Annotated in this window: 28 protein-coding genes and 1 tRNA gene; 18 read left to right on the top strand and 11 right to left on the bottom strand. The window is 54.9% G+C overall.

Annotation, left to right across the window (positions count from 1 at the left end; translation table 11 throughout):
• The first annotated feature begins 12 nt into the window (after positions 1 to 12).
• Together LBF07_RS19315 and LBF07_RS19310 are read left to right on the top strand one after the other, a co-directional pair.
• A complete protein-coding gene (locus LBF07_RS19315; RefSeq protein WP_008499867.1) occupies positions 13 to 231 on the top strand; it encodes an acyl carrier protein in 219 nt (72 codons plus the stop codon).
• Positions 232 to 481: 250 nt separating this feature from the next.
• Entirely contained in the window at positions 482 to 1,318 is an 837-nt protein-coding gene (locus LBF07_RS19310) for an alpha/beta fold hydrolase (protein ID WP_094934920.1), read from the top strand.
• Between the two features lie 247 nt (positions 1,319 to 1,565).
• Here the strand turns inward: LBF07_RS19310 and LBF07_RS19305 are convergent.
• Together LBF07_RS19305 and LBF07_RS19300 are read right to left on the bottom strand one after the other, a co-directional pair.
• Positions 1,566 to 1,653 (bottom strand) — tRNA-Ser (locus LBF07_RS19305).
• Between the two features lie 130 nt (positions 1,654 to 1,783).
• A complete protein-coding gene (locus LBF07_RS19300; protein ID WP_094934919.1) occupies positions 1,784 to 3,412 on the bottom strand; it encodes an ABC transporter substrate-binding protein in 1,629 nt (542 codons plus the stop codon).
• Positions 3,413 to 3,681: 269 nt separating this feature from the next.
• Between LBF07_RS19300 and yccA the strand changes: the two genes are divergently transcribed.
• Positions 3,682 to 4,341, top strand: a complete 660-nt coding sequence (gene yccA, locus LBF07_RS19295; protein WP_023335168.1) for an FtsH protease modulator YccA — start codon at positions 3,682 to 3,684, stop codon at positions 4,339 to 4,341.
• A 54-nt stretch (positions 4,342 to 4,395) separates the two neighbouring features.
• On the opposite strand, the gene LBF07_RS19290 is transcribed toward yccA, so the two are convergent.
• A complete protein-coding gene (locus LBF07_RS19290) occupies positions 4,396 to 4,872 on the bottom strand; it encodes a hypothetical protein (RefSeq protein WP_033145135.1) in 477 nt (158 codons plus the stop codon).
• Positions 4,869 to 5,624, bottom strand: a complete 756-nt coding sequence (locus LBF07_RS19285; RefSeq protein WP_094934918.1) for a winged helix-turn-helix domain-containing protein — start codon at positions 5,622 to 5,624, stop codon at positions 4,869 to 4,871. The genes LBF07_RS19290 and LBF07_RS19285 overlap by 4 nt, the downstream gene beginning before the upstream one ends.
• A 309-nt stretch (positions 5,625 to 5,933) precedes the next feature.
• On the opposite strand from LBF07_RS19285, the gene LBF07_RS19280 reads away from it, so the two are divergent.
• The 7 genes from LBF07_RS19280 (at position 5,934) to tusE (ending at position 12,170) form a co-directional block, all read left to right on the top strand.
• Positions 5,934 to 6,677 carry a fimbrial protein gene (locus tag LBF07_RS19280; RefSeq protein ID WP_165356693.1) on the top strand — a complete coding sequence of 248 codons (744 nt, stop codon included), beginning with the start codon at positions 5,934 to 5,936 and terminating at the stop codon, positions 6,675 to 6,677.
• Between the two features lie 75 nt (positions 6,678 to 6,752).
• A complete protein-coding gene (locus LBF07_RS19275; protein ID WP_021240847.1) occupies positions 6,753 to 7,259 on the top strand; it encodes a CS1 type fimbrial major subunit in 507 nt (168 codons plus the stop codon).
• A 72-nt stretch (positions 7,260 to 7,331) separates the two neighbouring features.
• Positions 7,332 to 9,179 (top strand): TcfC E-set like domain-containing protein, encoded by a 1,848-nt coding sequence (locus LBF07_RS24630; RefSeq protein WP_232926328.1) that lies wholly within the window; start codon positions 7,332 to 7,334, stop codon positions 9,177 to 9,179.
• The gene (locus tag LBF07_RS24625; protein WP_232926327.1) at positions 9,142 to 10,050 is read left to right on the top strand and encodes a CS1-pili formation C-terminal domain-containing protein; all 909 of its coding nucleotides are present in this window, start codon (positions 9,142 to 9,144) and stop codon (positions 10,048 to 10,050) included. Before LBF07_RS24630 ends, LBF07_RS24625 begins: the two co-directional genes overlap by 38 nt.
• Before the next feature lies 1 nt (position 10,051).
• Positions 10,052 to 11,209: a CfaE/CblD family pilus tip adhesin gene (locus LBF07_RS19260; protein WP_087822289.1), complete on the top strand. Its 1,158-nt coding sequence runs from the start codon at positions 10,052 to 10,054 to the stop codon at positions 11,207 to 11,209.
• Positions 11,210 to 11,219: 10 nt separating this feature from the next.
• Positions 11,220 to 11,771 carry a LuxR C-terminal-related transcriptional regulator gene (locus LBF07_RS19255; protein WP_047061513.1) on the top strand — a complete coding sequence of 184 codons (552 nt, stop codon included), beginning with the start codon at positions 11,220 to 11,222 and terminating at the stop codon, positions 11,769 to 11,771.
• Between the two features lie 69 nt (positions 11,772 to 11,840).
• On the top strand, positions 11,841 to 12,170 hold the full coding sequence (gene tusE, locus LBF07_RS19250; RefSeq protein WP_094934916.1) for a sulfurtransferase TusE: 330 nt from the start codon (positions 11,841 to 11,843) through the stop codon (positions 12,168 to 12,170).
• On the opposite strand, the gene yccX is transcribed toward tusE, so the two are convergent.
• From yccX to LBF07_RS19235, 3 genes are read right to left on the bottom strand one after another with little or no spacing between them, the layout of a single operon-like run.
• Positions 12,167 to 12,448 carry an acylphosphatase gene (yccX, locus tag LBF07_RS19245; protein WP_032658146.1) on the bottom strand — a complete coding sequence of 94 codons (282 nt, stop codon included), beginning with the start codon at positions 12,446 to 12,448 and terminating at the stop codon, positions 12,167 to 12,169. The two genes, tusE and yccX, sit on opposite strands and share 4 nt — an antisense overlap.
• A gap of 11 nt (positions 12,449 to 12,459) precedes the next feature.
• Positions 12,460 to 13,248, bottom strand: a complete 789-nt coding sequence (locus tag LBF07_RS19240; RefSeq protein WP_094934915.1) for an AraC family transcriptional regulator — start codon at positions 13,246 to 13,248, stop codon at positions 12,460 to 12,462.
• A 10-nt stretch (positions 13,249 to 13,258) separates the two neighbouring features.
• Entirely contained in the window at positions 13,259 to 13,816 is a 558-nt protein-coding gene (locus LBF07_RS19235; protein WP_094934914.1) for a kinase inhibitor, read from the bottom strand.
• A 173-nt stretch (positions 13,817 to 13,989) separates the two neighbouring features.
• On the opposite strand from LBF07_RS19235, the gene rlmI reads away from it, so the two are divergent.
• A complete protein-coding gene (gene rlmI, locus LBF07_RS19230) occupies positions 13,990 to 15,180 on the top strand; it encodes a 23S rRNA (cytosine(1962)-C(5))-methyltransferase RlmI (protein WP_094934913.1) in 1,191 nt (396 codons plus the stop codon).
• Between the two features lie 60 nt (positions 15,181 to 15,240).
• The gene (gene hspQ / locus LBF07_RS19225; protein WP_094934912.1) at positions 15,241 to 15,558 is read left to right on the top strand and encodes a heat shock protein HspQ; all 318 of its coding nucleotides are present in this window, start codon (positions 15,241 to 15,243) and stop codon (positions 15,556 to 15,558) included.
• A gap of 36 nt (positions 15,559 to 15,594) precedes the next feature.
• Here hspQ and LBF07_RS19220 read toward each other — a convergent pair whose 3' ends face one another.
• Positions 15,595 to 16,008, bottom strand: coding sequence for a CoA-binding protein (locus LBF07_RS19220; RefSeq protein ID WP_023311036.1), 414 nt, complete (start codon positions 16,006 to 16,008; stop codon positions 15,595 to 15,597).
• Between the two features lie 173 nt (positions 16,009 to 16,181).
• On the opposite strand from LBF07_RS19220, the gene LBF07_RS19215 reads away from it, so the two are divergent.
• Both LBF07_RS19215 and mgsA read left to right on the top strand, forming a co-directional pair.
• On the top strand, positions 16,182 to 16,844 hold the full coding sequence (locus LBF07_RS19215; protein ID WP_033145125.1) for a DUF2057 family protein: 663 nt from the start codon (positions 16,182 to 16,184) through the stop codon (positions 16,842 to 16,844).
• 80 nt (positions 16,845 to 16,924) lie between these two features.
• Positions 16,925 to 17,383 (top strand): methylglyoxal synthase, encoded by a 459-nt coding sequence (gene mgsA / locus LBF07_RS19210; protein WP_094934911.1) that lies wholly within the window; start codon positions 16,925 to 16,927, stop codon positions 17,381 to 17,383.
• Between the two features lie 58 nt (positions 17,384 to 17,441).
• Here mgsA and helD read toward each other — a convergent pair whose 3' ends face one another.
• A complete protein-coding gene (gene helD / locus LBF07_RS19205; protein ID WP_094934910.1) occupies positions 17,442 to 19,496 on the bottom strand; it encodes a DNA helicase IV in 2,055 nt (684 codons plus the stop codon).
• 123 nt (positions 19,497 to 19,619) lie between these two features.
• Here helD and LBF07_RS19200 point away from each other — a divergent pair, with 123 nt between their 5' ends.
• Both LBF07_RS19200 and yccS read left to right on the top strand, forming a co-directional pair.
• A complete protein-coding gene (locus LBF07_RS19200) occupies positions 19,620 to 20,066 on the top strand; it encodes a YccF domain-containing protein (RefSeq protein ID WP_023311032.1) in 447 nt (148 codons plus the stop codon).
• Positions 20,067 to 20,085: 19 nt separating this feature from the next.
• Positions 20,086 to 22,248: a YccS family putative transporter gene (gene yccS / locus LBF07_RS19195; protein ID WP_094934909.1), complete on the top strand. Its 2,163-nt coding sequence runs from the start codon at positions 20,086 to 20,088 to the stop codon at positions 22,246 to 22,248.
• Here the strand turns inward: yccS and LBF07_RS19190 are convergent.
• Positions 22,205 to 22,831 (bottom strand): TfoX/Sxy family DNA transformation protein, encoded by a 627-nt coding sequence (locus LBF07_RS19190; protein WP_033145121.1) that lies wholly within the window; start codon positions 22,829 to 22,831, stop codon positions 22,205 to 22,207. The two genes, yccS and LBF07_RS19190, sit on opposite strands and share 44 nt — an antisense overlap.
• Before the next feature lie 217 nt (positions 22,832 to 23,048).
• Here LBF07_RS19190 and sulA point away from each other — a divergent pair, with 217 nt between their 5' ends.
• On the top strand, positions 23,049 to 23,558 hold the full coding sequence (gene sulA / locus LBF07_RS19185) for an SOS-induced cell division inhibitor SulA (RefSeq protein ID WP_033145120.1): 510 nt from the start codon (positions 23,049 to 23,051) through the stop codon (positions 23,556 to 23,558).
• Between the two features lie 354 nt (positions 23,559 to 23,912).
• Complete coding sequence (gene ompA, locus LBF07_RS19180) at positions 23,913 to 24,968, top strand: porin OmpA (protein ID WP_023311028.1); 1,056 nt, start codon at positions 23,913 to 23,915, stop codon at positions 24,966 to 24,968.
• Positions 24,969 to 25,031: 63 nt separating this feature from the next.
• Here ompA and matP read toward each other — a convergent pair whose 3' ends face one another.
• A complete protein-coding gene (matP, locus tag LBF07_RS19175) occupies positions 25,032 to 25,484 on the bottom strand; it encodes a macrodomain Ter protein MatP (RefSeq protein WP_032658161.1) in 453 nt (150 codons plus the stop codon).
• Positions 25,485 to 25,592: the final 108 nt, after the last annotated feature.

The following is a 25,592-nucleotide window of genomic DNA, read 5'->3' as shown; positions in this document are numbered from 1 at the left end:
CCAGGAAAAATTATGGAACAAGAAATTCTCGCCCTGTTCGAAAAAGTGTTATCCCGCAAGGTGGGCTTTCACGATGAACTGATTGAATCCGACATTCTCGACTCCATCCTGGCGGTCGATATGGTGCTGGAAGTGCAGGACGTTTACGGCTGCATGATCCCTCCAACTGACGTGGCGACGGTGCTAAAAACCCCGGCGGACCTGGCCCGCTATATTGAAGAAAACCGCTAAACGCCCCTGCTGTTAATGCTGCCCTGAAGGCTCAGGAGGATCTCTCCGGAGCCTTCATTCGTTCCCCCTCCCCCTGAACGCTGTCCTGCCCCTTTCACAGGAATGAAACCGACTGCTTTTACTATTTCTCCTACACTTTAGGAGTACTGTCGGTACGGGAAACAGAAAAAAGCCAACTTAATTAAGGCATTAATGATTCGCTGTGCGCTCAGCCGGGGAACGTTTTGCCTTTAACAGAGGAGTCTGCGGTATGGCATTCGTAACAACGAAAGACGGCGTCAATATTTACTACAAAGACTGGGGCCCAAAAGAGGCTCAACCCATTGTTTTCCACCACGGCTGGCCGCTAAGTGCCGATGACTGGGATAACCAGATGCTCTTCTTCCTCGCTGAAGGCTATCGCGTTATCGCTATCGATCGTCGCGGTCACGGGCGTTCGGACCAGGTGAGTGAAGGCCACGATATGGATCATTACGCGGCCGACGCGTCGGCCGTGGTTGAAAGCCTGGACCTGCGCAATGCCGTGCACGTCGGTCACTCCACCGGCGGCGGACAGGTCGCCCGCTATGTTGCGCAGTATGGGCAACCGCAGGGGCGCGTCGCCAAAGCGGTGCTCGTCAGCGCCGTCCCGCCGCTGATGGTCAAAACGGACAGTAACCCCGGCGGAACGCCCATCGAGGTTTTCGACGGCTTCCGCAAAGCGCTGGCGGCTAATCGCGCCCAGTTTTACCTCGACGTCGCCAGCGGCCCTTTCTACGGCTTTAACCGGGAGGGCGCGGACGTTTCACAGGGTACGATCCAGAACTGGTGGCGTCAGGGGATGATCGGCAGCGCCAAGGCCCACTACGAGGGGATTAAGGCGTTTTCAGAGACCGACCAGACGGAAGATTTGAAAACCATCACGGTTCCCGTTCTGGTGTTGCAGGGCGATGACGATCAGGTCGTGCCGTATAAAAACGCTGCCCTGCTGCAGGATAAACTGCTGGCGAACAGCGTACTGAAAATTTATCCGGGCTTCCCGCACGGGATGCATACCACGCACGCGGATACCATCAACGCGGACATTCTGGCCTTTATCCGCTCTTAAACGTCGCCTTTATTGCCGGGTGGCGCTGCGCTTACCCGGCCTACATTCCTGCATCCGCAACGATATCGCTAAATTGCCAGTTCAATGCATGAACGCCACCCGCCTCGGTGAGAAATAGCAATATATTTACGGGGTGAATGATAACGCCTGTTTTTTACAGGGAAAAAGCGGAGTCTTAATAGCGTGAGGCGGATCGGTCAATCCAAAAGAAAAACCCCAGGTTAACGAGTAACCTGGGGTTTATATCTGGCGGAAGCGCAGAGATTCGAACTCTGGAACCCTTTCGGGTCGCCGGTTTTCAAGACCGGTGCCTTCAACCGCTCGGCCACACTTCCTAAGTGAGGCGAACTATAAACACCTCACCGCGAGCTGTAAAGAGTGGCTGCACTCGTTCGCTGTAAAAATAGTCAAAACGTGTTTAATCGGTTGAACTGACGACACATCGACGATTTTATCAGCACAGGCCTAGTGTTTTTTGATGTACATGTCTTTCGTGAAATAGTACCCCAGCTTATCCGGCGTAAATCCGCCTACCCACGGTTTCACCAGGTGCGTGCGGACGTAGTGATAAACCGGAATGGCCGGCACATCACGCCCCAGCAGATCTTCCGCCTGCTGGTAGAACTTACCCCGCTCTTCCGCTGATTTGGCTTTTGCGGCACTGAGCAGCGCCCGATCGTAGTCCGGATTGCTGTACTGGCTGGTGTTTTCGCTGTCGCCCGTGCGGAAGTTATTCAGGAAGGTCGCCGCATCGTCGTAATCGGCAATCCACGCATACCGCACCGCGTCAAAGTTGTGGGTGTGCATGGTATCCAGCATGGTTTTCCACTCCTGGTTTTGCAGCTTTGCCTCCACGCCAAGGTTTTTCTTCCACATGGAGCTGGCCGCAATCGCGATGCGCTGGTGCGATTCAGAGGTGTTGTAGAGCAGGTTGAAGCTCAGAGGATGGCTGGCGTTATATCCGGCCTCGTTCAGCAGCTTTTTCGCCTCCGCGATGCGCTTGTCCAGCGGCCAGCTGGCGTAATCCGGGTTCTGTAACTTCACGCCGCCAATATCCGGCTGGCTGATGAGCCACGCAGGGCGCTGCCCCTGCCCTAATACTTTTCCGGCAATGATGTCTTTATCCAGCGCCATGTTGAGCGCCTTACGCACGCGCGCGTCGTTAAACGGCGGCCGGGTGGTATTGAATTCGTAATAATAGGTCGCAAGCTGAGGTGAAACGTCCAACTCGCTGCCGAGGGTTTTCTTGAGCTGGGTAAACTGGTTGATCGGCACCGTGTACACGATGTCAATTTCGCCCGCCTTATAGCGGTTCACATCCGAGGCCTCGGACGTGATGGGCAGGTAGGTGACTTTGTTAATCACGGTATGCGCGTTATCCCAGTAGCGCGGGTTGCGCTCTGCAACGATGCGTTCGTTGACCACCCACTGCGACAGCTTATACGCCCCGCTGCTCACGAAATGCTCCGGCTTGGTCCACTTATCCCCGAAGCGGCCAATCAGCACTTTATCCACCGGCACCAGCGACGGGTGCGCCAGCATCGCGAGGAAGGCCGCGTTTGGCTGCGTGAGCGTCACTTCCAGCGTGGTGTCGTTAATCGCTTTTACGCCCAGCGTATCGGGCGCTTTTTTTCCCTGAGCAATATCGGCCGCGTTGACGATATGCATGTTGCCCGGATAGCTGGCATACGGCGAAGCCGTTTTCGGATCGATCAGGCGCTGCCAGCTCCAGACCACATCCTCAGCGGTAATCGCCGTGCCGTCACTCCAGGTGATGCCCGGGCGCAAATGGAACGTCCAGACGGTGTTGTCCTTGTTCTCCCATTTTTCCGCCAGTCGCGGTTGGACTTCTCCTGCCGGGGAGACGCTTACCAGCCCTTCGAATAAATCACTGATAATATTGAATTCGACATCGCTTTCGACTTTATGCGGGTCGAGCGAAGCCGGTTCACTGCCGTTGTTTCTGACCAGTTCCTGTTTGTCGGCCAGCGCGGTTCCTGCCGGCACGTTAGCCGCCCAGGCTGCCGTGCTGGCGCACAGGATCCCTGCGGTTAACAAAGAGAGCGTAAAGTGAGTGCGTGTTTGTGGTTTCATTTCCTTCGCCTTATAGTCTGTTTTATGACGATCCGGAAATAACTCTTAGCGTTCGAATGGTAATAACGCAATATTTTTCAGTAACCTATAAGAGCTTGATCTGGTAAATTGTCGCAAACCGCTGTTCATACTGGCGAAACGGATTTCTGCAGAAGAAATAACCACCTCCAGCGCTAACGTGCTGAGTAAAGATGGGTAAAACCACTTTGAGACTGGCGTGCCGTTTCCTATTCTTTCCACTAATTACATCTGTCATAAGAGAGTGACTCATGGATCGTATAATTACTTCTTCACGCGACCGCACATCGCTACTCAGCACCCACAAGGTGCTGCGCAATACCTATTTCATGCTCAGCCTGACGCTGGCTTTCTCAGCGATCACCGCCACCGCCAGCACCGTGCTGATGCTGCCGTCTCCGGGGCTGATCCTGACGCTGGTGGGTATGTATGGTCTGATGTTCCTGACCTACAAAACCGCTGACAAGCCCGTTGGTATTCTGTCCGCGTTTGCCTTCACCGGCTTCCTGGGCTACATCCTGGGGCCGATGCTAAATGCGTATCTGTCTGCCGGTATGGGTGACCTTATCGGCATGGCGCTGGGCGGTACCGCGCTGGTGTTCTTCTGCTGCTCGGCCTACGTGCTGACCACGCGTAAGGACATGTCCTTCCTCGGCGGTATGCTTATGGCGGGTGTTGTGGTAGTGCTGGTGGGCATGGTGGCAAACATCTTCCTGCAGCTGCCTGCCCTGCATCTGGCGATCAGCGCCGTGTTTATTCTGATTTCTTCAGGCGCGATCCTGTTCGAAACCAGCAACATCATTCGCGGCGGCGAGACGAACTATATCCGCGCCACCGTGAGCCTGTATGTGTCGCTGTACAACATCTTCGTCAGCCTGCTGAGCATCCTGGGCTTCGCCAGCCGGGATTAAGCACAACAGATACGAAAAAGGAGAATGCCTGTGGCATTCTCCTTTTTTTATGCCCTACTCACCCCGGCAAATATAGGTGGGATAGCGCCGGTCCTGAATCAGCCACACGGAAGGCGAGAGTTCAGAGATTGTAAGGTAGTAGCGTGCGGTCGGATTGGCAAAGCTACCCCACTGAGCATCAGGCGTATTGTCATTGTGCCGACGCCAGGTTTTGGTGTAGCTCAATACGATGACGTTATCATCGTCCCGCTGCTGCCAGGTAAAATCCACATCCCTGTCAACGATCAAACATTGCCCGCCAGCCCTTGCCGCGCCTTTATAGGTGGTCAACCCGGTACCGTCCCGATGAAAATAGAACTGGGCAACGGTATTGACCTTCACTTCACTGGCTTTCCCCTCATTGCGCGTGAAATTAAATTCAGTGCTGCAGGCCAGCACATCCTTTTTACCCACGCTGCCGGAATAGTAAAAAAATGCCAGCGAACAACCAACCAGGACACCGCCCACGCCAAAAAGAAGTTTTATTTTCATTTTTGTGCCCCGCTTTTATAACGTATGGTTTTACACAGGCTGGTTTTGCTGACCGGACAGGCACCAATAAACACCTCATCTGCAGCGGAAATAGTAAAACGGGCGCTGAAATAATAAATGTCGTACGCCTCCCGTCCGCACGCCACGTTATTAGCCTCCAGCCGCTCCGCTAATTTCGATAGCACCAGCGGTCGTCCGTGATCGTTGATAATCCAGATGCTGCAACGCGCGATTTTTTCCTTAACCGGCTTGAGTTTCGCCGGAATGAAAATCCCCTGCTGTCGGCTAAAGTAGAGACTCGTCCCCAGCGCAGCGACGATCAATACGGCCACAATCGCCCATTTTTTCATGGAGGCGCGTTGAGGCTTTACTTCTTGCGGTGCGACCGAGGGCTGCGGATCGACGGATGGAATATTCTCTCCAGGCTGAAAAATCACCTCAGCATCGAAGCGAAATCCGTAACGGGGTACGGTCACAATAAATTCGTGCGCCTCTCCCAGAGACTGGAAGCTTTTACGTAATTCGCTTACCGCTTTATTGAGATTATTTCCCGATGGCGTAAAGCCAAATTCCTCCCACACGCGAGTGATCAATTCCTCCCGGCTCAGGTCGTGCCCTTTGTGTTTTATAAATTCCTGCAAAAGCCGCACGGCTGGCGCCGAAAGCGTTAATACAGATTCTGGTTGTCCAACAAGACTTATTGCATGTGCTTCAGGATCGAATAACAACGAATTATTGCATATAAAAAACATCTTTTATTCTCGGCTGTTACCGCATGCTTTTTTAATCCCTGGTACATCGACATGAAAACCGCCTCCTGACCTGCTTATTTTTTCATCAGAAGGAATTTTCTTCCTATCCCTGGTCGCGGTATTTTCGCTTAACTATACAACCTTAAAGACAGAAAAGCAGGATAAAAACCTGTATTTAACGAGTTAATTAATACAAATTTTCACAAACCGCTGTTCTGGTTAAAGTTTCCCTGCCCTGAAGCAATACGAAAGCAGACGGTGTCCTGGTGTTAACGCGCCGCCGATGAACTCAGAGCAGGCAGACTGAATGTGAAACAGAAAAATAGAGTGAACATGACAACCGCCTTTTGTGCCGCCGCGCTGTCATTGCCATTTTTCTCAGAAATGGCAATGGCCAATATGAGCGTGTACCCCATGGAACTGAATGTGGACAGGTCCGGTGCGGCACAAATTAAGGTAGCGTCGAAAACGGATGATATTCAGTTCATTCGGGTGAGGCAAAAGAAAATTCTTAATCCCGGCACGGCCCAGGAAAAAGAGATTGATGTGGCCTCGTGGAAAGAAGGCGGCGTTGTTGTCACGCCCGAAAAATTTGCCCTCGCGGCAGGCGCCATGCGCGTCGTTCGTCTGGTATCGCTTACGCCACCGGAAAAAGAGACCACCTGGAGAGTCTATTTTGAAGGAGTAAAGCAGCCTGACAGCATTATTCCCGGCAAGGCAGAAAGCCCGGCTGCGACGGCGACACTGGGCGTCAACGTAATCTGGGGCGCTCTGATCCACCTCGCACCGGAAAAAAGCGTGGTTTCACTCTCGATAGACCCTCGCAGGGGTACGTTAAAAAACAACGGTACGCTGCGCGTGCCGCTGAGAGAGCTCGGTATTTGTGACGCTGATTCATCGTGTAAATGGATTAAAGAAGACGCGACGATTTATCCGGACACCGAACGGACATTAAAAACGCTCACAAATACACAAGGCCAGAAATATAAATTCCGCTACTTCAACTGGGTGAATAAAACCGCTGAAGAAGCTGATTTACCCGTCGTGCAATAACACGACGTTACCGTAAAGACCCCAAAGGGTTTGTTTAAAGAGCCAGGGTGCTCATTTGTAAATATGGAGATATCAATGCGTAAGTACTTTAAACCTCTGATGATTGTTGCCGCGATGACCACGTCCGTTAGCGCGCTGGCGATCCAAAAAGATATTACCGTCAACGCCAGCGTTGATTCACAGCTGGACATGACCCAGGCCGATAACACGCCGCTGCCGGCAAGCATCGATATGCAGTATCTGCCTGGCCGCGGTCTGGAAAGCTATCGCCTGAATACCAAGGTGTGGTCTAACTCCGCCACCAGCAACGTGAAAGTCCGTCTGGTAAGCGCCGCGAAGCTGGCAAATGCCGACGGTGCCGAGACCATTCCAATGACGGTGAAGCTGGGCGATAAAACCCTCTCTACCGCCGATGTGGAATATACCGGTACCGAACTGTTCCCGGGAAGCATTGAAAACGGTTCAGCGGTACTGCCGCTGACCATTTCTCAGACCACCAAAGGCATTCTGAAAACCGGTCAGTACAGCGGCGTTGTCAGCCTGATGCTGACGCAGGCGACTACCACGGAAGGCGGTGCGTAACACCACAGCACCTAAGGAATAACGTCAGAGGGTGCCCACCCTCTGACGTCAGGATGATGTCGAGGCTCGTTCATGGCGTTTCACAGAAATACTCTCCTCTTTGTTGCTTTGTTACCCGCATCCATCCAACTCGCCTGCGCCGGGATGGCCGTCCCGGCAGGTTTTGAAGATCTGGCGAAAACGCAGCGCCTGTGGACAGAGGTCAACCTCTACGGCGAGTCGCTTGGACTTTTTGAAACGGATATCACGCTTGAAACGGTCAGTTTTGTCGCACCTGAAACCGTTGTGGCGGCCATCAAACGCCGGTTTAACGACGACCCTGCTCTCGTTGGCACCGTGTCTGCCGCGCTGGCCGTTCCGCTTGCCCGTAACGGCAACCAGGCCTGCAGCAGCAACGGCTCCGCAGCGGGCTGCGATTACATTGATACCGACCGCGCGGCCATTATCTATGATGAGAATAACGCCCGTATTAGCCTGTTTTTGGACAAGAAATTTCTGCCTAAAGCCACCGCGGAAAATCAGTGGTATCAGCCCACGCAGGACACCGAGAATGCGCTGATCCATCAGCAGAATATTAACTTCGTTGCCGACAGGGATTATCAGTCGGCTACCGTACAGGGCAATGGCGCGCTGGCGCTCACGCAGGACGGCTATGTTAACCTCGACTGGACCTGGCTGGGACAGCGTTCACGGCGTCAGCAGCAGCAGGAGATAACCGTCAACAACGCCTGGTTCCGCCAGGATATCCTGCGTCAGTACTATGTCCAGCTGGGCGAGATGGATACCCGCGATCTGTTCAGTAATGCCGGCGGGAATATCAACCTCAGCCAGCTGCCGCTGGGCAAAATTCGCGGTCTGCTCACAGGTTCAACACGGGCGTGGATTAATCCGGTTCAGCAGTCAAAGGGAACGCCTGTCACCGTACTGCTTTCCCATGACGCGCGTATCGACGCCCGCCGTGGCAATCAGCTGCTGGCCAGCTTTTACCTGAATGCCGGGGCGCAAACCCTCGACACGCGCTCGTTTCCGGACGGGAGCTACACCGTCACGCTGTCGGTCTATGAAAATAACCGGCTGACGCGTACCGAGCAGGTGCCGTTTACCCGAACCGGCATTACGCCATTTGACCGCGTCGAGTGGTTCCTGCAGGCGGGTGAAACCGACAATAGCGATCGGAACGAAGAACGCAGCGCGGTTGCGCAGGCGGGTGTGCGCCTGCCCGTCACCCCGACCCTGGCGCTGACCAGCGGAGCAACGATAAAGAAAAACCAGCGTTTCATGGAAAATGCGCTCGACTGGAGCCGGGGCTTCAACGCGGGCCCGATCGACGGCGTGCTGAGTACCCGGTTTAGCTACCTTTACGGCAGCGAAGGCCAGCGCGGCAATATTCAGCAAATCAGCTACAACGACGGTTTTTCACTGAGCCTCTATCGCAACGCGCTATCAGCGGAAAACTGCAACACCCGAAGCGCGGGGTTTGACGCCGTGAACGGCTGTTATCGCACCCTCTCGGTGATGTTTTCCGTCCCTGTCGGCGCCTGGTATGCGAGCCTCGGATATTCGGATAACCGCAACGAAGGACGGTACGTTTCACGTCGGGAGCTCCCGGACAGCGACGATCGCCACGATGCGGGTTTGCCGTGGGAATCGGTCTATATGACCCGCTCGCGCTCGCGCGCCTGGCAGGGAGGGCTGAGCAATGCCTTTAGCACCCGAGGCCTCAACATTAACAGCAGCATTAACCTGTTCATGCGTCACGATGACGCCCGCGACGGCAGGGACAAAGGCGGCTACCTGAGCGTGAGCCTGTCCATGGCGCATAACCGTCAGGGTGATGCCTCGAGCTATACCTCTATGGGCGCGACCTGGCAGCACCAGCAGCGTGAAAAAAAATCAGCTGAGCTACAACGTGGCGCATAACTGGTACGCCGATGCACGCGGCGAAAACGAGTATGGTCTGAGCGCGTCGGGCATTAACAGCGACTCGCTGAATACCTCAGCCTATACGCGCCAGGGCGGGCGATACGGCAACGGCAGCCTGACCGTCAGCGACGCCTGGGATCGTCAGGACAGGCGCCATACGCTGAGCAGCAGCGGCAACTACAGCTCGACCCTTGCGCTGTCGCGTTCTGGCCTGTGGCTGGGACGCTGGAGCGACGGTCGTCCTGCTTCCGCCGTCGCGGTTAACGTTGCCACACCGGAAGATACCCAGGCTCCGAGCGTTGCCGTGTCGCTGGATAACAGCGGGAGCGCAGACATTCCGGGCAATAGCCGCGCCCTCTTCGCAGTGCCGGGCTACCAGCAGACAACGTTGACGATTAACGAATCGCTGGACGTATCCCGGGGAGCCAGCAGTGAGATCACGCAAGGTTCAGGCAGCAGAACGCTGTTTATGGTGCCTGGCAAACTGCTGCGTCGGGATGTGCAAACCACCGCAAGCTACACCTGGCTCGGCCAGTTAACCGACGAGCGTCATTCGCCGTTTATCGGTGGCGTGCCGCTGAACGTTAACGGCTGGAGCGATCTCGGCAACGGCGGATTCAGCGCCCAGAGCGATGCCCTGCTGCATAACCTCTACCTGGTGCGCCAGCAGCAGTTTTATCAGTGCGAACTCAACGTGAAAAGTATGCGCGACGTGGTGCGCTATGTCGGCTCAATTCCTTGCCGGGAGTTAACCTTCTCCGCCCTGCCGGATGCCGTCCAGCAGCAGGCGCAGCTGATGCTCGCCGGACGATCGGTACCTGCCGGTCCAACTGCCATGAACGCCGACAACCTCACTAAAGGGAAATGATGTGATTAAGTGCTTCTTTATATTACTATTCTTAAGCCTGTGGACAGGCCAGGCGCTGGCGGGCGCCCCTGCGGGACGAAACACCAGCGTTGGGATCAGCTTCGATCGTACGGCACCGCCTGCGCGTTTCGATATCTGGTTTCATGAATCGGGCGGCTATGACCTCGCCGACCCGCAAAAGTGGGGACGTAATACCCTGACCTGTGAGTCCCGAACTGATACCACGAACGGGGCCTGCATGAACTCACCGGTCTGGTTCTCAGCTAACCCGGCCGCGCCCTATGCCATCAATTTACGTTTCACGCATGCCCTCACCAGCAAGACGGTGGATATCAAGGTATATGGCGATCACTACATGTTTATCAACAATAAAGTCTTTACCTTCGCCAGTTTTGTCACAGGGGGAACGGGCGATCTCAGCGCCTGGAACAGAGAGCCCTATTTCGATTTCTATATTGTGAAAAGCGAACTGGATAAGCTCGCCCTGCCGGGGATCTGGACCGCAACGCTGAAGCAGAACCTGCGTCAATGGGGGAGCGCCGACTGTGGCGGAAACTTCAATGACGTCAACGTCGGATGCCCTGGCTACCTCACCATCGCCAGGTGGCAGGCAAACATTCGCATTGAGGTGGTCGATCCGGGTAATCAGCAGATTTATCTGCCGGCATTTCCGCACTCTACGCCTATCGTTAACCTCAACCTGACCAACTTCCCGGGGCGGCCGGGAGGTAGTGAGATCCAGGGTGAAAACTCGCTGGATATGTGCCTGTACGACGGTAATAACAGCAGCAGCACCCGCGCCTATCTTCGCTTTGAGGATGACGGACTCCCCTCAGCGGATCGTGCCGAAGGCGCGTTTTCAATCAGGCGACGCGGCGGTAGCCAGACCGATGCGCGGGATCGTCTCGATTATCGGGTCTCCGTCACCAATCCAATAACAGGCGCAACCGAAGCCGTCGCGAACGGTAAAACCCTGGTCTGGCAAGGCACGAACGATCCGCAGCATCTGCGTCAGGTCGTGCTGCCCGGCGGACGCGAGAGCGTATTGTGCATTCCTGCCCCTATTATCCTGAAAACCCCCGCGTTTGCCGCCAGCAGCAAAAACGCGGGCGACTATACCGGCACGCTGCGCGTTATCTATACGCCCAGCACGTTATAACGAGGTCACCGTGAGTTACGCTATTCTCGACAATAATCGATTTTACGCCGAAGGGTTGCGCTACGCGCTGCTGCGTCGGGGCGTTCAGCCAGAGGTCCAAAGCGACACCGTGCAATGGCAGCCAGCGCTGCTTACCCGCCGCGTGGTTGTCGTACGCTGTCGTTTTTCCGTGGCGGGTACGCATCAGGCACTGATTAACATTTTGCTCAGACTGGAAGCCGCCCGCTGGCAAGGCAGCCTGTATCTGGTCTGCAATGAAAAGGGGTGGGCGCTGGCGACGCATTTACGCAAGCGTTTCAGTACGTTGACCCTTTATATCATCGATGACCGGATCGCCGTCGCTGATGCGGCATATTTGCTGGCAAAAGAGCCTCGCCGCGTCCGAAGTCTTGACTGCTGTCTTACCGGCCTTGAATTCAACGTGCTCGATCTGATGCTTACCGGCTTGCCGGTACGCCACATTGCCATCGTGACGCGTATGTCTGAGAAGCAGGTTTCGACCCATAAATGCAACGCGCTGAAAAAGCTTAATGCCAACAATCTGCTGCAACTGCTCCTGTAGGGCACGGCTTATCCTTCGGCGGCTTTTTTGCTACACTGTCGCCGTTTTTTTCACAGACGACAGAAGATTATGTTCATTTTTGCAGGCCAGGAAATTGAGACCGATAGCGAAGGCTATCTGAAAGATCCGACGCTCTGGAGCGAGCCGCTGGCGGAGAAAATTGCGGAAAACGAAGGGATTACCCTCTCCCCCGAACACTGGGAAGTGGTGCGTTTTGTTCGCGAGTTCTATCTTGAATTCAACACCTCTCCGGCGATCCGCATGCTGGTCAAAGCCATGGCCAATAAGTTCGGAGAAGAGAAAGGCAACAGCCGCTATCTGTATCGTCTGTTCCCGAAAGGCCCGGCAAAACAGGCCACCAAAATTGCCGGCCTGCCTAAGCCGGTGAAGTGTATTTAATACCGAATCCCGAAGTTTACGTATTCGCGCCCGGGTTGATGCGGTTCCGTTAACACCTTATCAACCCGTGCGCTGCGCGGCCCGCCCGCTTTCAGCCACGCCACCAGCTTGTCGACCTGCTCCGCTTCGCCGCAGGCGACCACCTCAACGCTGCCGTCGTCCCTATTTCGCGCGTATCCCGTGAGCCCAAGCTCAACCGCTTCGCGCTGGGTGCTGTAGCGGAACCCCACGCCCTGAACAACGCCGTGAACCCAGGCAATAATGCAGACTTTGGACATTTTTCTTCTCCTTAACGTAGCGTTTTCGGCAAACAGCCATAGTGCTGCCGGAAACGGGCGGTGAAACGAGAGCTGGAAAGATACCCACATTGTAATGCGATTTCACCAATCGGTAATCGGGTTGACTGGAGCTGTGACAAAGCAACGGCCATCCTCACCTCCTCCACGATCTGGCGAAAACTCTGCGATTCTTCACGCAAGCGTCTGCGCAGCGTCGGCACGCTTAAGGCCAGACGGCTGGCAACGTCCTGCGCGGTCCAGTCTCTGGCGGGCGACAGCATAATGAACTGCCGCACCTGCTCGGTCAGGTTACTGTTTCGCTCAACAAGCAGCGGACCCGCCACGCCATCGTGCAGCAGGGCCAGCAAAAGGCCGAAAGCCTGATGCTTTTGTAGCGCCTCCGGTAAATCCTGACGCACGGCGTGCAGCAGATTGTCCCACATAAACGCCAACCCCTCGCTCAGCGGGGCGCAGAGCGAATGCAGCGTCGTGCGCGGCCAGGATTTCAGGTAATGCGCCTTAAACTCGGCGACGATCTCCGGGGATAACATCAGCAAATCCGAGTGAAACAGACCGTTTACAGGCTGATTGATAATCTCCATCGCCGTATTGGCCGGGATAATAATGAGCTCATCCCGTGTCGCCTCCAGGCGGTTATCATCCTGAACTATCACCTTAGTGCCGCGAGTGATATGACAAATAGCCGGAAAAAAGAGCTTAACCTGGTGCAGGCGATGCATTTTGCTGGCAGTCACTTCACCCGCGGTAAGATGGTTATGTCGAAAATGAAACTCCTGCACCCTGCCATCCTTATCTGCTGTAGGTTGCTGTTAACTGAGCCTTTGCCAGAACGTGACTATTGAGCATAAAACCGACCAGCGCGCCGCTGGCATTGTTGTCGACGGGCAGTTTATCCACGTCCAGGGCCCAGACGGTAATCCGATAGCGGTGAGGCTTGTCCCCTTCGGGTGGACATGCGCCGCCGAATCCAGAATAGCCGAAATCATTACGCCCCTGCACAACGCCGGCAGGTAATTTCTCGCCGTTCGGGTTACCGGCGTCAGCGGGCAGCGTCATTGTCTTCGCCGGAATATTGGCTACGGTCCAGTGCCACCAGCCGCTGCCGGTAGGCGCATCCGGGTCATATACCGTGACGGCAAAACTTTTCGTACCGGCAGGCGGATTTTTCCATGCCAGCTGCGGTGAGATATTCCCACCGTGGCAGCCAAACCCCTCAAATACCTGCTGTTGCGCCAGCCGCCTTTCGCCGGAAATATCCTGGCTGGTGATGCCGAAAGGCGTTGTTGCTAAAACCTGAAAACTCATCGCCGCCAGAGCGGCTATTGCTATCACACTGCGCTTTTTCATGGGTGCTCCCTCTGCTGTACCGGAAGCCCCACTCTAAACCCAGCGGCAATATCGTAATGTGCCTAAGCGATTTGATTTTGTGCCGAAACGCTCAACGGTATCCGCAGATGATTGCGCCTTGCTGAATGTGGTAATCTACGCGCCATTTCCTGAAATCGACAGAACAGCAAATTATGAGTGTACGTTTAGTGTTAGCCAAAGGGCGCGAGAAATCATTACTGCGCCGTCATCCCTGGGTCTTTTCCGGCGCGGTTGCCCGTATGGAAGGCAAAGCCAGCCTCGGTGAAACCATTGATATCGTTGACCATCAGGGGAAATGGTTAGCGCGAGGCGCCTACTCGCCAGCGTCCCAGATCCGCGCTCGCGTCTGGACGTTTGATAAAGATGAAATCATCGACATCGACTTCTTCGTTCGCCGCCTGCAGCAGGCGCAGCAGTGGCGCGACTGGCTGGCAAAACGCGACGGGCTGGACAGCTACCGCCTGATTGCCGGTGAGTCCGACGGCCTGCCGGGCGTGACCATCGATCGCTTCGGTAACTTCCTGGTGCTGCAGCTTCTGAGCGCCGGAGCGGAATACCAGCGTGCAGCGCTGATCAGCGCGCTGCAAATGCTGTTCCCGGAATGCGCCATTTACGACCGCAGCGATGTGGCGGTGCGCAAAAAAGAAGGCATGGAGCTGACTCAGGGGCCCGTAACGGGCGAACTGCCACCGGCCCTGCTGCCGATTGAAGAGCACGGCATGAAGCTGCTGGTGGATATTCAGGGCGGGCACAAAACGGGTTACTACCTCGACCAGCGCGATAGCCGTCTGGCTACGCGTCAGTACGTTGCCGACAAACGCGTGCTGAACTGCTTCTCCTATACCGGCGGTTTTGCCGTTTCGGCGCTGATGGGCGGCTGTGCTCAGGTGGTGAGCGTGGACACCTCGCAGGAAGCGCTGGACGTGGCAAAACAGAACGTCGAGCTCAACAAGCTGGACTTGAGCAAAGCGGAGTTTGTCCGCGATGACGTGTTCAAGCTGCTGCGTAAATATCGCGATCAGGGCGAGAAGTTCGACGTCATCGTGATGGATCCGCCGAAGTTTGTGGAAAACAAAAGCCAGCTGATGGGCGCGTGCCGCGGGTATAAAGATATCAACATGCTGGCTATCCAGCTGCTGAACCCGGGCGGGGTTCTGCTCACCTTCTCCTGCTCCGGCCTGATGACCACAGATTTATTTCAGAAAATCATCGCCGATGCCGCAATAGATGCTGGTCGTGATGTACAATTTATAGAGCAGTTCCGTCAGGCAGCCGATCACCCCGTGATTGCTACCTACCCGGAAGGACTGTATCTGAAAGGGTTTGCCTGTCGCGTCATGTAACTTGAAAAGAGAAATATTGCCCGCACATAACGTGTAAGTCGTATTTCCCGGGAGGTGACTATGATTGCCAGCAAATTCGGTATCGGCCAGCAGGTCCGCCACACTTTGCTAGGGTATTTGGGTGTGGTCGTGGATATCGACCCGGAGTATTCCCTTGATGAACCGTTAGCAGACGAGCTGGCGGTGAACGCAGAGCTTCGCGCCGCGCCCTGGTACCACGTGGTAATGGAAGGTGATGATGGACAACCCGTTCACACCTATCTGGCCGAAGCGCAGCTGAGTAGCGAGCTGCAGGAAGAGCATCCGGAGCAACCCACAATGGATGAACTTGCTCAGACTATCCGCAAACAGTTACAGGCTCCGCGCCTGCGGAACTAAGCGTGTAAAAAAAGCCCGATAACGGGCTTTTTTTTATTACTTCGCCAGCCCCAGACGGGGGATGTCGATCGCCGGACAGCGATCCATGACGACCTTCAACCCCGCATCCCGCGCCAGCACGGCGGCCTGCTCGTTAATCACGCCCAGCTGCATCCACAGCGTTTTCGCCCCTACGGCGATAGCGTCCTGCGCCACTTCCCACGCCGCCTCGGAATTACGGAAGACATCGACCATATCAATTTTTTCCGGCACCTCCGCGAGCGTGGCGTAACCCTGCTGGCCCAGCAATGTTTTCCCCGCCACTTTTGGCGAGACCGGGATAACGTGATAGCCCTGATCGAGAAGGTATTTCATCACCCGATAGCTGGGACGATCGGGTTTATCGCTCGCGCCCACCAGCGCAATGGTACGCGTGGATGTCAGAATCTCGGCAATATCGTTCTCTTTCATGGTTTTTCTCCTGGCTTTTTTAAAAGTGTACGCCAAACCGCACATCTCAACCATCCATCCCATACAGATGCATGAGGGCAAAACGGCGAAATATGTCTATATGTTAGTAAACGTGATTATCGAAAAATTTAGATACATTAATGCGGCGACAGGATTTCTGACGGGAGCCTTCTATGAAAACCGGTATTGCCACTGCCCTGATTGCGTTAGTGATGCCGGTCTGCGTTTTTGCTACCACGCTCCGGCTCTCTACCGACATTGATCTTCTTGTACTGGACGGAAAAAAGGTCTCCAGCTCGTTATTGCGCGGTGCAGACAGCATCGAGTTAGATAACGGGCCGCATCAGCTGGTCTTTCGGGTAGAAAAGTCGATCGGTCTGGCTAATCACGAGCAACGGATGTACATTTCCCCGCCGCTGATCGTCAGCTTTAATACCCGGCAAATCAGTCAGGTGAACATCACCCTGCCTCGCCTTGAAACGGAGAAGGAATCTGCGGCCTTCGACGCTTCACCCCGCGTTGAACTGCTGGACGGGAATGCGATGCCGATTCCGGTGAAGCTGGATATTCTGGCGTTAACGACCTCGCCGAAAGGCCCGGATTACGAGGCCGCGACCCAGACCTATAACAAAGCGGGAAAACGCGCATCGCTTCCGCAGTTTGCCACCATGATGGCGGATGACAGTACGCTTTTATCCGGCGTCTCTGAACTGGACGTTATTCCTCCCCAGTCCCAGACCCTGACGGAACAGCGCCTTAAATTCTGGTTCCAGCAGGCCGATCCCGACACGCGGGCCCGGTTTTTACAGTGGGCAAAACAACAACCTTCATCATAAGCCACATTTTTTACGCCTTTCTCTTGCAGCGTCAGACGGTTCCCGTCATCGTGTAGTCAGTTAACCTGATGGATATGATTATGGAACTGACAACACGCACGCTGCCTGAGCGCAAACACATTGCTCTTGTGGCGCACGATCACTGTAAACAAATGCTGCTTAACTGGGTTCGCCGCCATCAGCCTTCGCTGGAAAAGCACGCCCTGTCGGCGACCGGCACAACCGGTAACCTGATCCAGCGCGAAACGGGTCTGCAGGTGAATGCCATGCTGAGCGGGCCGATGGGCGGCGATCAGCAGGTCGGCGCGCAGATTTCCGAAGGGAAAATTGATGTGCTGATCTTCTTCTGGGACCCGCTGAACGCGGTTCCGCACGATCCGGATGTTAAAGCGCTGCTGCGCCTGGCGACGGTGTGGAATATTCCGGTGGCGACGAACCTGTCGACGGCGGATTTCATCATCGAATCGCCGCAGTTTAACTCGCCGGTTGATATCCTTATTCCGGACTATCAGCGTTATCTTTCCGAGAGACTGAAGTAGCTTTTTTGCCGGGTGGCGGCTACGCCTTACCCGGCCTGGAAAATCTTTCCTGACATCGTTATGGCTTACGCGCCACCGGCACATCAATACTCTTCAGGATATCGACAAACACGGATGGCTCCTCTTTATTGAACAGCAGCCACACGCGATGCCGCGCGCGGGTGATGGCCACATACAGCAAACGCCGCTCTTCGGCATCCGTGAAATCTTCCGGCACCGGCAGCAGGGCCTCTTCCATCACCGACTCGCGGGCCGGGGCCGGGAAACCGTCGCTGCCCTCTTTCAGCCCCAGCACAATCACATAGTCAGCCTGCTGCCCTTTGCTGGCGTGAATTGTCATAAATTCAAGCTGCAGTTTCGGCCAGCGGGTGGCGGCTTTTTCCAGCGCTGCGGGCTTAAGGTGATGGTAGCGCGCCAGCACCAGAATACGTTCATCGGGCTTCGCGTAGCCGCTGAGTTTGTCCAGCAGCGGCTCCAGCTGGTCATCTGCCAGCAGGGTGACCGCTTTTTTATCCCCTGGGCGCAGGCTATTGAGCGGCTTGGCCAGCTGATGCGGGTTTTGCTGGATAAAGCGGTTGGCGATCTCACCAATGCGTGAATTGAAGCGGTAGGTGGTGTCCAGATCGCTGCGATCCCCTTCGCCAAAATAGTGGTGGAACGCGGTCGTCAGGGAGAGCTGCGCCCCGCTGAAGCGATAGATGGCCTGCCAGTCGTCACCCACCGCAAACAGCGACGTATGTTTATTTTGCGCCCTTAGCGCCGAGAGCAGTGCAGCACGCTGCGGAGAGATATCCTGGAACTCATCCACCAGAATGTGTTTCCACGGGCTGACAAAACGTCCCTTCTCAAGAATGATGATGGCCTGATGGATTAAACCGGAGAAATCGACGGCATTTTCCTCTTTCAGCGCGTTTTTCCAGGCTTTCAGCAGCGGAGCCATCAGCTTGACCCGTTTCGAGAACAGATCGCGGATCGCCTCCGGCGCGCTTTCAATCATCTCTGCCTGCGTTCCACCGTGCATTCGCATCAGGCTGACCCAGCGGTCAAGTCGCGAACCCAGCCGACGCGCCAGTTTGTCATCCTGCCAGAAGCTGCCCTCTGGCACCTCCCAGCCGAGCTCCTCCTCCAGCCACTGACGCCACCCTTTCGCCTGCGCCTTTTTCTCACTGCACTGCTGGCGCCACGTTTTGATGAACAGCGCCTGACGCGCCTGCGCGTCGTTTTCTAGCTTACTGATGGAAGGCACTTTTTTACTGCCCTGCTGAATAATATGCAGCGCAAGGGCATGGAAGGTTCTGGCCGTGATATCCCGCGTGTGCAGACGTTCCTGGATGCGTTCGTCCATCTCCTGAGCAGCCTTGCGGCCAAAGGCCAGAAGCAGTATTTGATCGGCTACCGCTTCTCCGGTCGTCAGCAGCCAGCCGGCACGCGCCACCAGTACCGACGTTTTACCGCTACCGGCCCCCGCCAGCACCAGCAGCGACTGCTCGCCGTTGACCACCGCGCGCGCCTGGGCCGGATTGAGCGGTGAAGATTCCACCGTACTGAAAAAGTCGGCGTATTGGGTGAGCATAGCGTCCATCCAGGCCTGGTTATGGGCGAGACGGCTTTTATCCTTATCATTCAGCCAGGCCTGACACTGGCGCCAGGCGTCGCGACAGTTGTCAAACTCGTCGAGACGCGTCACGGAGAGCGGCAGCGCCGAGAGTGCCTGTCGGATCTTTTGCTGCAGCCCGGCGGTCTGCTGACGGGTCAGCCACGCGTGCTGTGCGTTGCTCTTCGCGATATCGTCCAGCACCTGCTGCAGCACCTGGGCGGCAATTACGCTCATATCCTGGCTCCACTGCTGCCACAGTGCGTTCAGGTGATGATGGAAACGCTGGGTTTCCGCCCACTCGGTGCCGTGAAGACGCACGACTTTATCGTCAGGCAGAACGAACTCCAGCTCGCCCCACACCAGCCCGCGTTTACAGTGGATAGCCAGAAGCTGATTAAACGGAATAAGGTATTCGTGGCGTTCCCCGGAGACTTTCACCCCGGCATTAAGGAGAACCACCCTGTCGTAAGGGTGTTGCGCCAGGCGTTTGCCTAACGACGTTGCTTTCAGTTCCATGTTCCGCCAAATCCACGAAGAGATAATTTACCTGACAGTTTAACTGCCAGTTTTAAGGTGCTCCAGCCTAAAAAAACGTTACAATCATTGGGCGTTAATTTTATCGAAAGGAAGTGAGGGTTTATGCGTACCGTTCTGAATGTGTTGAATTTTGTGCTGGGCGGTTTTGCCACCACCCTTTCCTGGCTTTTTGCCACGCTGGTGAGCATCGTCCTGATTTTCACGCTTCCCCTGACCCGTTCCTGCTGGGAAATCACAAAACTCTCCTTAATCCCCTACGGGAATGAAGCTATCCACGTTGACGAGCTCAATCCGGAGAGCAAAAACGCCCTGATGAATACGGGCGGAACCCTGCTGAACATACTGTGGCTGATTTTCTTCGGCTGGTGGCTGTGCATCATGCATATTTTTGCCGGTATTGCACAGTGCATCACGATTATTGGTATTCCGGTGGGGATAGCGAACTTTAAGATCGCCGCTATCGCCCTTTGGCCCGTCGGTCGCAGGGTTGTTCCGGTAGAAGTGGCCCAGGCGGCGCGTGAAGCAAACGCGCGTCGTCGTTTTCAGTAAATAAGGACCGGCCGCGTTTATGCTAAGCCCATTGCTTCGCCGTTATACCTGGAACAGCACCTGGCTATACAACGTCAGGATATTTATCGCCCTTTGCGGCACGGTTGCCCTGCCCTGGTGGCTGAATGATGTCAAGCTCACCATTCCGCTTACGCTGGGAGTGGTGGCCGGGGCGCTGGCGGACCTGGACGATCGTCTGGCCGGACGTTTACGTAACCTGGTCATTACGCTCGTCTGCTTTTTCATTGCGTCAGCGTCCGTTGAGCTGCTTTTCCCGTGGCCCTGGCTGTTTGCCCTGGGCCTTACGCTCTCAACCAGCGGGTTTATTTTGCTGGGCGGCCTCGGGCAGCGCTATGCCACCATCGCGTTTGGTGCATTGCTGATCGCTATCTACACCATGCTGGGCGTTTCCCTCTATGACCAGTGGTACCAGCAGCCGGTTCTCCTGCTGCTGGGCGCCATCTGGTATAACCTGCTGACGCTAACCGGTCATCTGATCTTCCCGGTTCGCCCGCTGCAGGATAACCTTGCCCGCAGCTTTGAGCAGTTAGCCCACTATCTGGAACTGAAATCCCGGCTGTTCGACCCGGATATCGAGGAAGAAAGCCAGGCTCCGCTCTACGATCTGGCGCTGGCAAATGGCCAGCTGGTCGCCACCCTTAACCAGACAAAAGCCTCTCTGCTTACCCGTCTGCGCGGCGATCGCGGTCAGCGCGGAACGCGAAGGACCTTACACTACTATTTTGCCGCCCAGGACATTCACGAACGTGCCAGCTCCTCGCACGTTCAATACGCGGCCCTGCGCGAGAAGTTCCGCTACAGCGACGTGATGTTCCGCTTCCAGCGCCTGCTGTCCATGCAGTCTCAGGCGTGTCAGCAGCTCTCGCGCTCCATTCTGCTGCGTACGCCCTATCAGCATGACCCCCGCTTTGAACGCGTATTCAGCCATCTTGATGCGGCGCTCGACCGCGTTCAGGCCAGCGGAACGTCACCGGAGCACATCAAAGCGCTGGGCTTTCTGCTGAACAACCTGCGGGCGATTGATGCTCAGCTGGCGACCATTGAGTCCGAACAGGCGATGGCGCTGCCGGGCAGTGAGGTGGAAAATCAGCTTGCTGATGACAGCGTGCACAGCGTTAGCGATATGTGGCTGCGTCTGAGCCGTAACTTTACGCCGGAGTCGGCACTCTTTCGCCACGCGGTGAGAATGTCGCTGGTGCTGTGCGTGGGGTATGCCTTTATCCAGATAACCGGGCTGCACCACGGCTACTGGATCCTGCTGACCAGCCTGTTCGTCTGCCAGCCGAACTATAACGCCACCCGACACCGTCTTGCGCTGCGTATTATCGGCACGCTGGTCGGCGTCGCGATCGGCCTTCCGGTACTCTATTTCGTGCCCTCCGTTGAAGGTCAACTGATTCTGATTGTGATCACCGGCGTGCTGTTCTTCGCGTTTCGCAACGTGCAGTACGCCCACGCCACCATGTTCATCACGCTGCTGGTGCTGCTCTGCTTTAACCTGCTGGGTGAAGGGTTTGAAGTTGCCCTGCCCCGCGTGATCGATACCCTGATTGGCTGTGCGATTGCCTGGGCTGCGGTCAGCTTTATCTGGCCGGACTGGCGTTTCCGCAATTTGCCGCGCGTGGTAGACAGGGCAATGAACGCCAACTGTCGATACCTTGACGCAATCCTGGAGCAGTACCACCAGGGGCGCGATAACCGCCTGGCTTACCGGATAGCCCGTCGCGACGCGCACAACAGTGATGCAGAACTGGCCTCCGTTGTCTCTAACATGTCAACGGAGCCTCGCGCCACGGCGGAGATTCGTGAGACTGCGTTCCGCCTGCTCTGTCTGAACCATACGTTCACCAGCTATATTTCGACGCTGGGTGCCCACCGTGAGAAACTCACCAACCCGGGCATTCTCAACCTGCTCGATGACGCCGTCTGCTACGTTGATGACGCACTTCATCACCGACCGGCCGATGAGCCGCGCGTTCAACAGGCGCTGGATGAACTGGCTCAACGCATTGCGCATCTTGACCCAGAAAACGACAGCAAAGCGCCGCTGGTGCTTCAGCAAATAGGCCTGCTTATCGCTCTGCTGCCTGAAATTTGCCGGCTGCAACAGCAAATCGCTACCTGGAGGAGTGATTCTCCTGTGGCTCAGGCAGCGCATTAAACCACTCCGTCAGCTCCCGGCGAATGCCTGCCGGGAGTGCCGCCTCATGCAGCCCCTCGATAGCCCCTTCCAGTGCGAAGAGAACCTTAATACCGAGCGCTTTGTTTTTTGCCCGCATCTTCAGCCAGCTCGCTCTGGCACCCAGCGCCCGCAGCGTTTCCTCATTGGTAATGCCAGCTTCAAAGAGCAAGACTTCAAGCTGAAAGGTCAGGTTTGGCAGATCCTTGAGTCGGTTTCGTTGATGGCGCTGATAGCGCTCTTTTCTTGCCGCACTGAGCGCAAACGAGGAGAGCTGAAGCAACCGCTCCCTGTCCTGCCATAATCCGTCATCCACACGATAATAGTTGAGCAGCACCGGGCGGCCTCGCTTCATCAACGTCAAAAAAGAGGAGGCATTTTTTACACAGTATTTCGCACTCTCCTCACAGGCGCGGAGATAAAGCTCTCCGTCTGACACCATGGCAAAAACCGCATCATCCACCGCCAGGGTATAGCCTCCAAACAGCGCGCGATGATGAATCTCGCCCAACGGGGAGAGGTATTCCTGGGATTTATAAATCCGTTCATAAGATATCTTTTTCATGATATTTCCCTTCAAAATCATAAAGTAACAACGAAATTTCTTACTAGCGGATCCGTTAGCAGGAAAATAGGCAACTTATTGCCGATGAGCAAGATGATTTTTCGAGGGACATCAACATTGAATGAATTTTGCGAGTCGCTTTCCGAAAATGAGGTTGATCTTTATGCATACAGGGGTTACTGTATATCCATACAGTAACTACAGGGCTGGAATGAATATGCACACTTCAGGCTATGCAAATCGCTCAACCTCTCTCTCTTCTACCGCAGGCAATGTCGCGCAGAATTCCGTCGAGCGTGTTTCCACGGGGCTTATCAGTGAAGTGGTTTATCGTGAAGACCAGCCCCTGTTGACGCAACTTCTGTTGTTGCCGTTATTACAACAGCTTGGTCAGCAATCGCGCTGGCAGCTTTGGCTCACGCCTCAGCAAAAACTGAGCCGTGAGTGGGTTCAGTCCGCAGGCCTTCCGCTTACTAAGGTCATGCAAATTAATCAGCTCCCGCCGTGCGACACCGTTGAGTCGATGATCCGCGCGTTACGCACCGGAAATTACAGCGTGGTGATTGGATGGTTACCGGAAGAATTGACGGAAGAGGAACATTTCCGTCTGACTGAAGCAGCCGAAGAAGGGAATGCGATCGGGTTCATTATGCGTCCGGTTCGATCGGATTCTTACCGCAGAGGACAACTTTCTGGGCTAAAAATTCACTCAAATTTGTATCATTGAGTGAAATTAAGATTTTTCCTGGAATTTTTTTTGACCACAAGATGGCATTAAAGTTCCCGGCCTGAAAATTGCGGCAAGGCTTGTCTGGTGCGGTTCTCCTTAATTTTATTGCACAAAATTCGTTCGAAAAATGTTAAATAATCGGTATACGGAACTTTTTTTTTCATATGCCTGACGGACTTCACACTTGTAAGTTTTCAGCTACGTTGTAGACTTTACATCGCCAGGGGTGCTCGGCCTAAGCCGAAGATATCGGTAGATTTATATTTGACCACGCCCCCCGGTGAAGGATTTAACCGTGATTCTCTCCTGAGACTTTCATGGCGAATTTTGGATGATAACGAGGCGCAAAAAATGAAAAAGACAGCTATCGCGATTGCAGTGGCACTGGCTGGCTTCGCTACCGTAGCGCAGGCCGCTCCGAAAGATAATACCTGGTATGCAGGTGGTAAACTGGGCTGGTCTCAGTTCCACGACACTGGCTGGTACAACAGCAGCCTGAACAATGATGGCCCAACTCACGAGAGCCAGCTTGGTGCAGGTGCGTTCGGTGGCTATCAGGTTAACCCGTATGTTGGTTTTGAAATGGGTTACGACTGGTTAGGTCGTATGCCATACAAAGGCGACACCATTAACGGCGCTTTCAAAGCACAGGGCGTTCAGCTGACCGCTAAACTGGGCTACCCAATCACTGACGATCTGGACGTGTACACCCGTCTGGGCGGCATGGTATGGCGCGCAGATTCCAGCAACAACATCTCTGGTGACAACCATGACACCGGTGTTTCCCCAGTATTCGCTGGTGGCGTTGAGTGGGCTATGACCCGTGACATCGCTACCCGTCTGGAATACCAGTGGGTTAACAACATCGGCGACGGCAACACCGTTGGTGTTCGTCCAGACAACGGCATGCTGAGCGTAGGTGTTTCCTACCGTTTCGGCCAGCAGGAAGAAGCAGCTCCAGTTGTTGCTCCAGCGCCGGCTCCAGCTCCAGAAGTACAGACCAAGCACTTCACTCTGAAGTCTGACGTTCTGTTCAACTTCAACAAAGCGACTCTGAAACCAGAAGGCCAGCAGGCACTGGATCAGCTGTACACCCAGCTGAGCAACCTGGATCCTAAAGACGGTTCCGTAGTGGTTCTGGGCTTCACCGACCGTATCGGTTCTGACGCTTACAACCAGAAACTGTCTGAGAAACGTGCTCAGTCTGTTGTTGATTACCTGATCTCTAAAGGTATCCCAGCTAACAAGATCTCCCCACGTGGTATGGGCGAATCTAACCCAGTTACTGGCAACACCTGTGACAACGTGAAAGCTCGCGCTGCACTGATCGACTGCCTGGCTCCAGATCGTCGCGTAGAGATCGAAGTTAAAGGCATCAAAGACGTTGTAACTCAGCCAGCGGCATAAGTTATCGTCTTATAAAAAAACCCCGCCATGCGGGGTTTTTTATTGTCTGAAGAAAAGAAAAATCTATTTTTTACCCAACAGAGCCTGAAGGTCGTTCTTCAGCGTCGACATCTGGTTGGCGTACTTCTCTTTATGTTCGGCATCCTCAATCAGCTGCACGATGGTTTCCGACAGCGTTTTGCCCCGTCGTTGTGCCAGCCCAGCCAGGCGTTGCCAGACAACGAACTCCAGGTCGATTGATTTTTTGCGAGTGTGCTGATGCTCAGCATTAAAATGCCGTTTGCGTCGCGCGCGGATAGTTTGCTTCATCCGGTTTAACAACGCGGGATTGATGTGTTTCTCGATCCAGCCGTTAACCTGTACCGGTTCATTTTCGAGGGTCAGCAAAATATCCACGGCTTCTTGCGCAGCGCTGGCTTCGACGTAGCAGGTGATCAGCTCCCCTTCACGGTGCTTTTTGACCAGGTACTTCCATTTCCAGCCGCTTTCGAGATTTTCCAGTTGTTGATATTTCATTGCGATCTCAGTGTTACCACGTAACTCTGTTCAGAATATCAGTTTTTTAGCAATCTGCTGAAAAGAAATCATATCCTGTGAGTGAATGCAGCCAATCGCCCTGTCGAA

Origin of the sequence: Enterobacter cloacae complex sp. ECL352 (genome assembly GCF_020149545.1) — a bacterium.
GTDB classification, from domain to species: Bacteria; Pseudomonadota; Gammaproteobacteria; order Enterobacterales; family Enterobacteriaceae; genus Enterobacter; species Enterobacter asburiae_B.
Note: the sequence above shows the minus strand (reverse complement) of the source record. Positions and strands in the feature narration are given on the sequence as shown.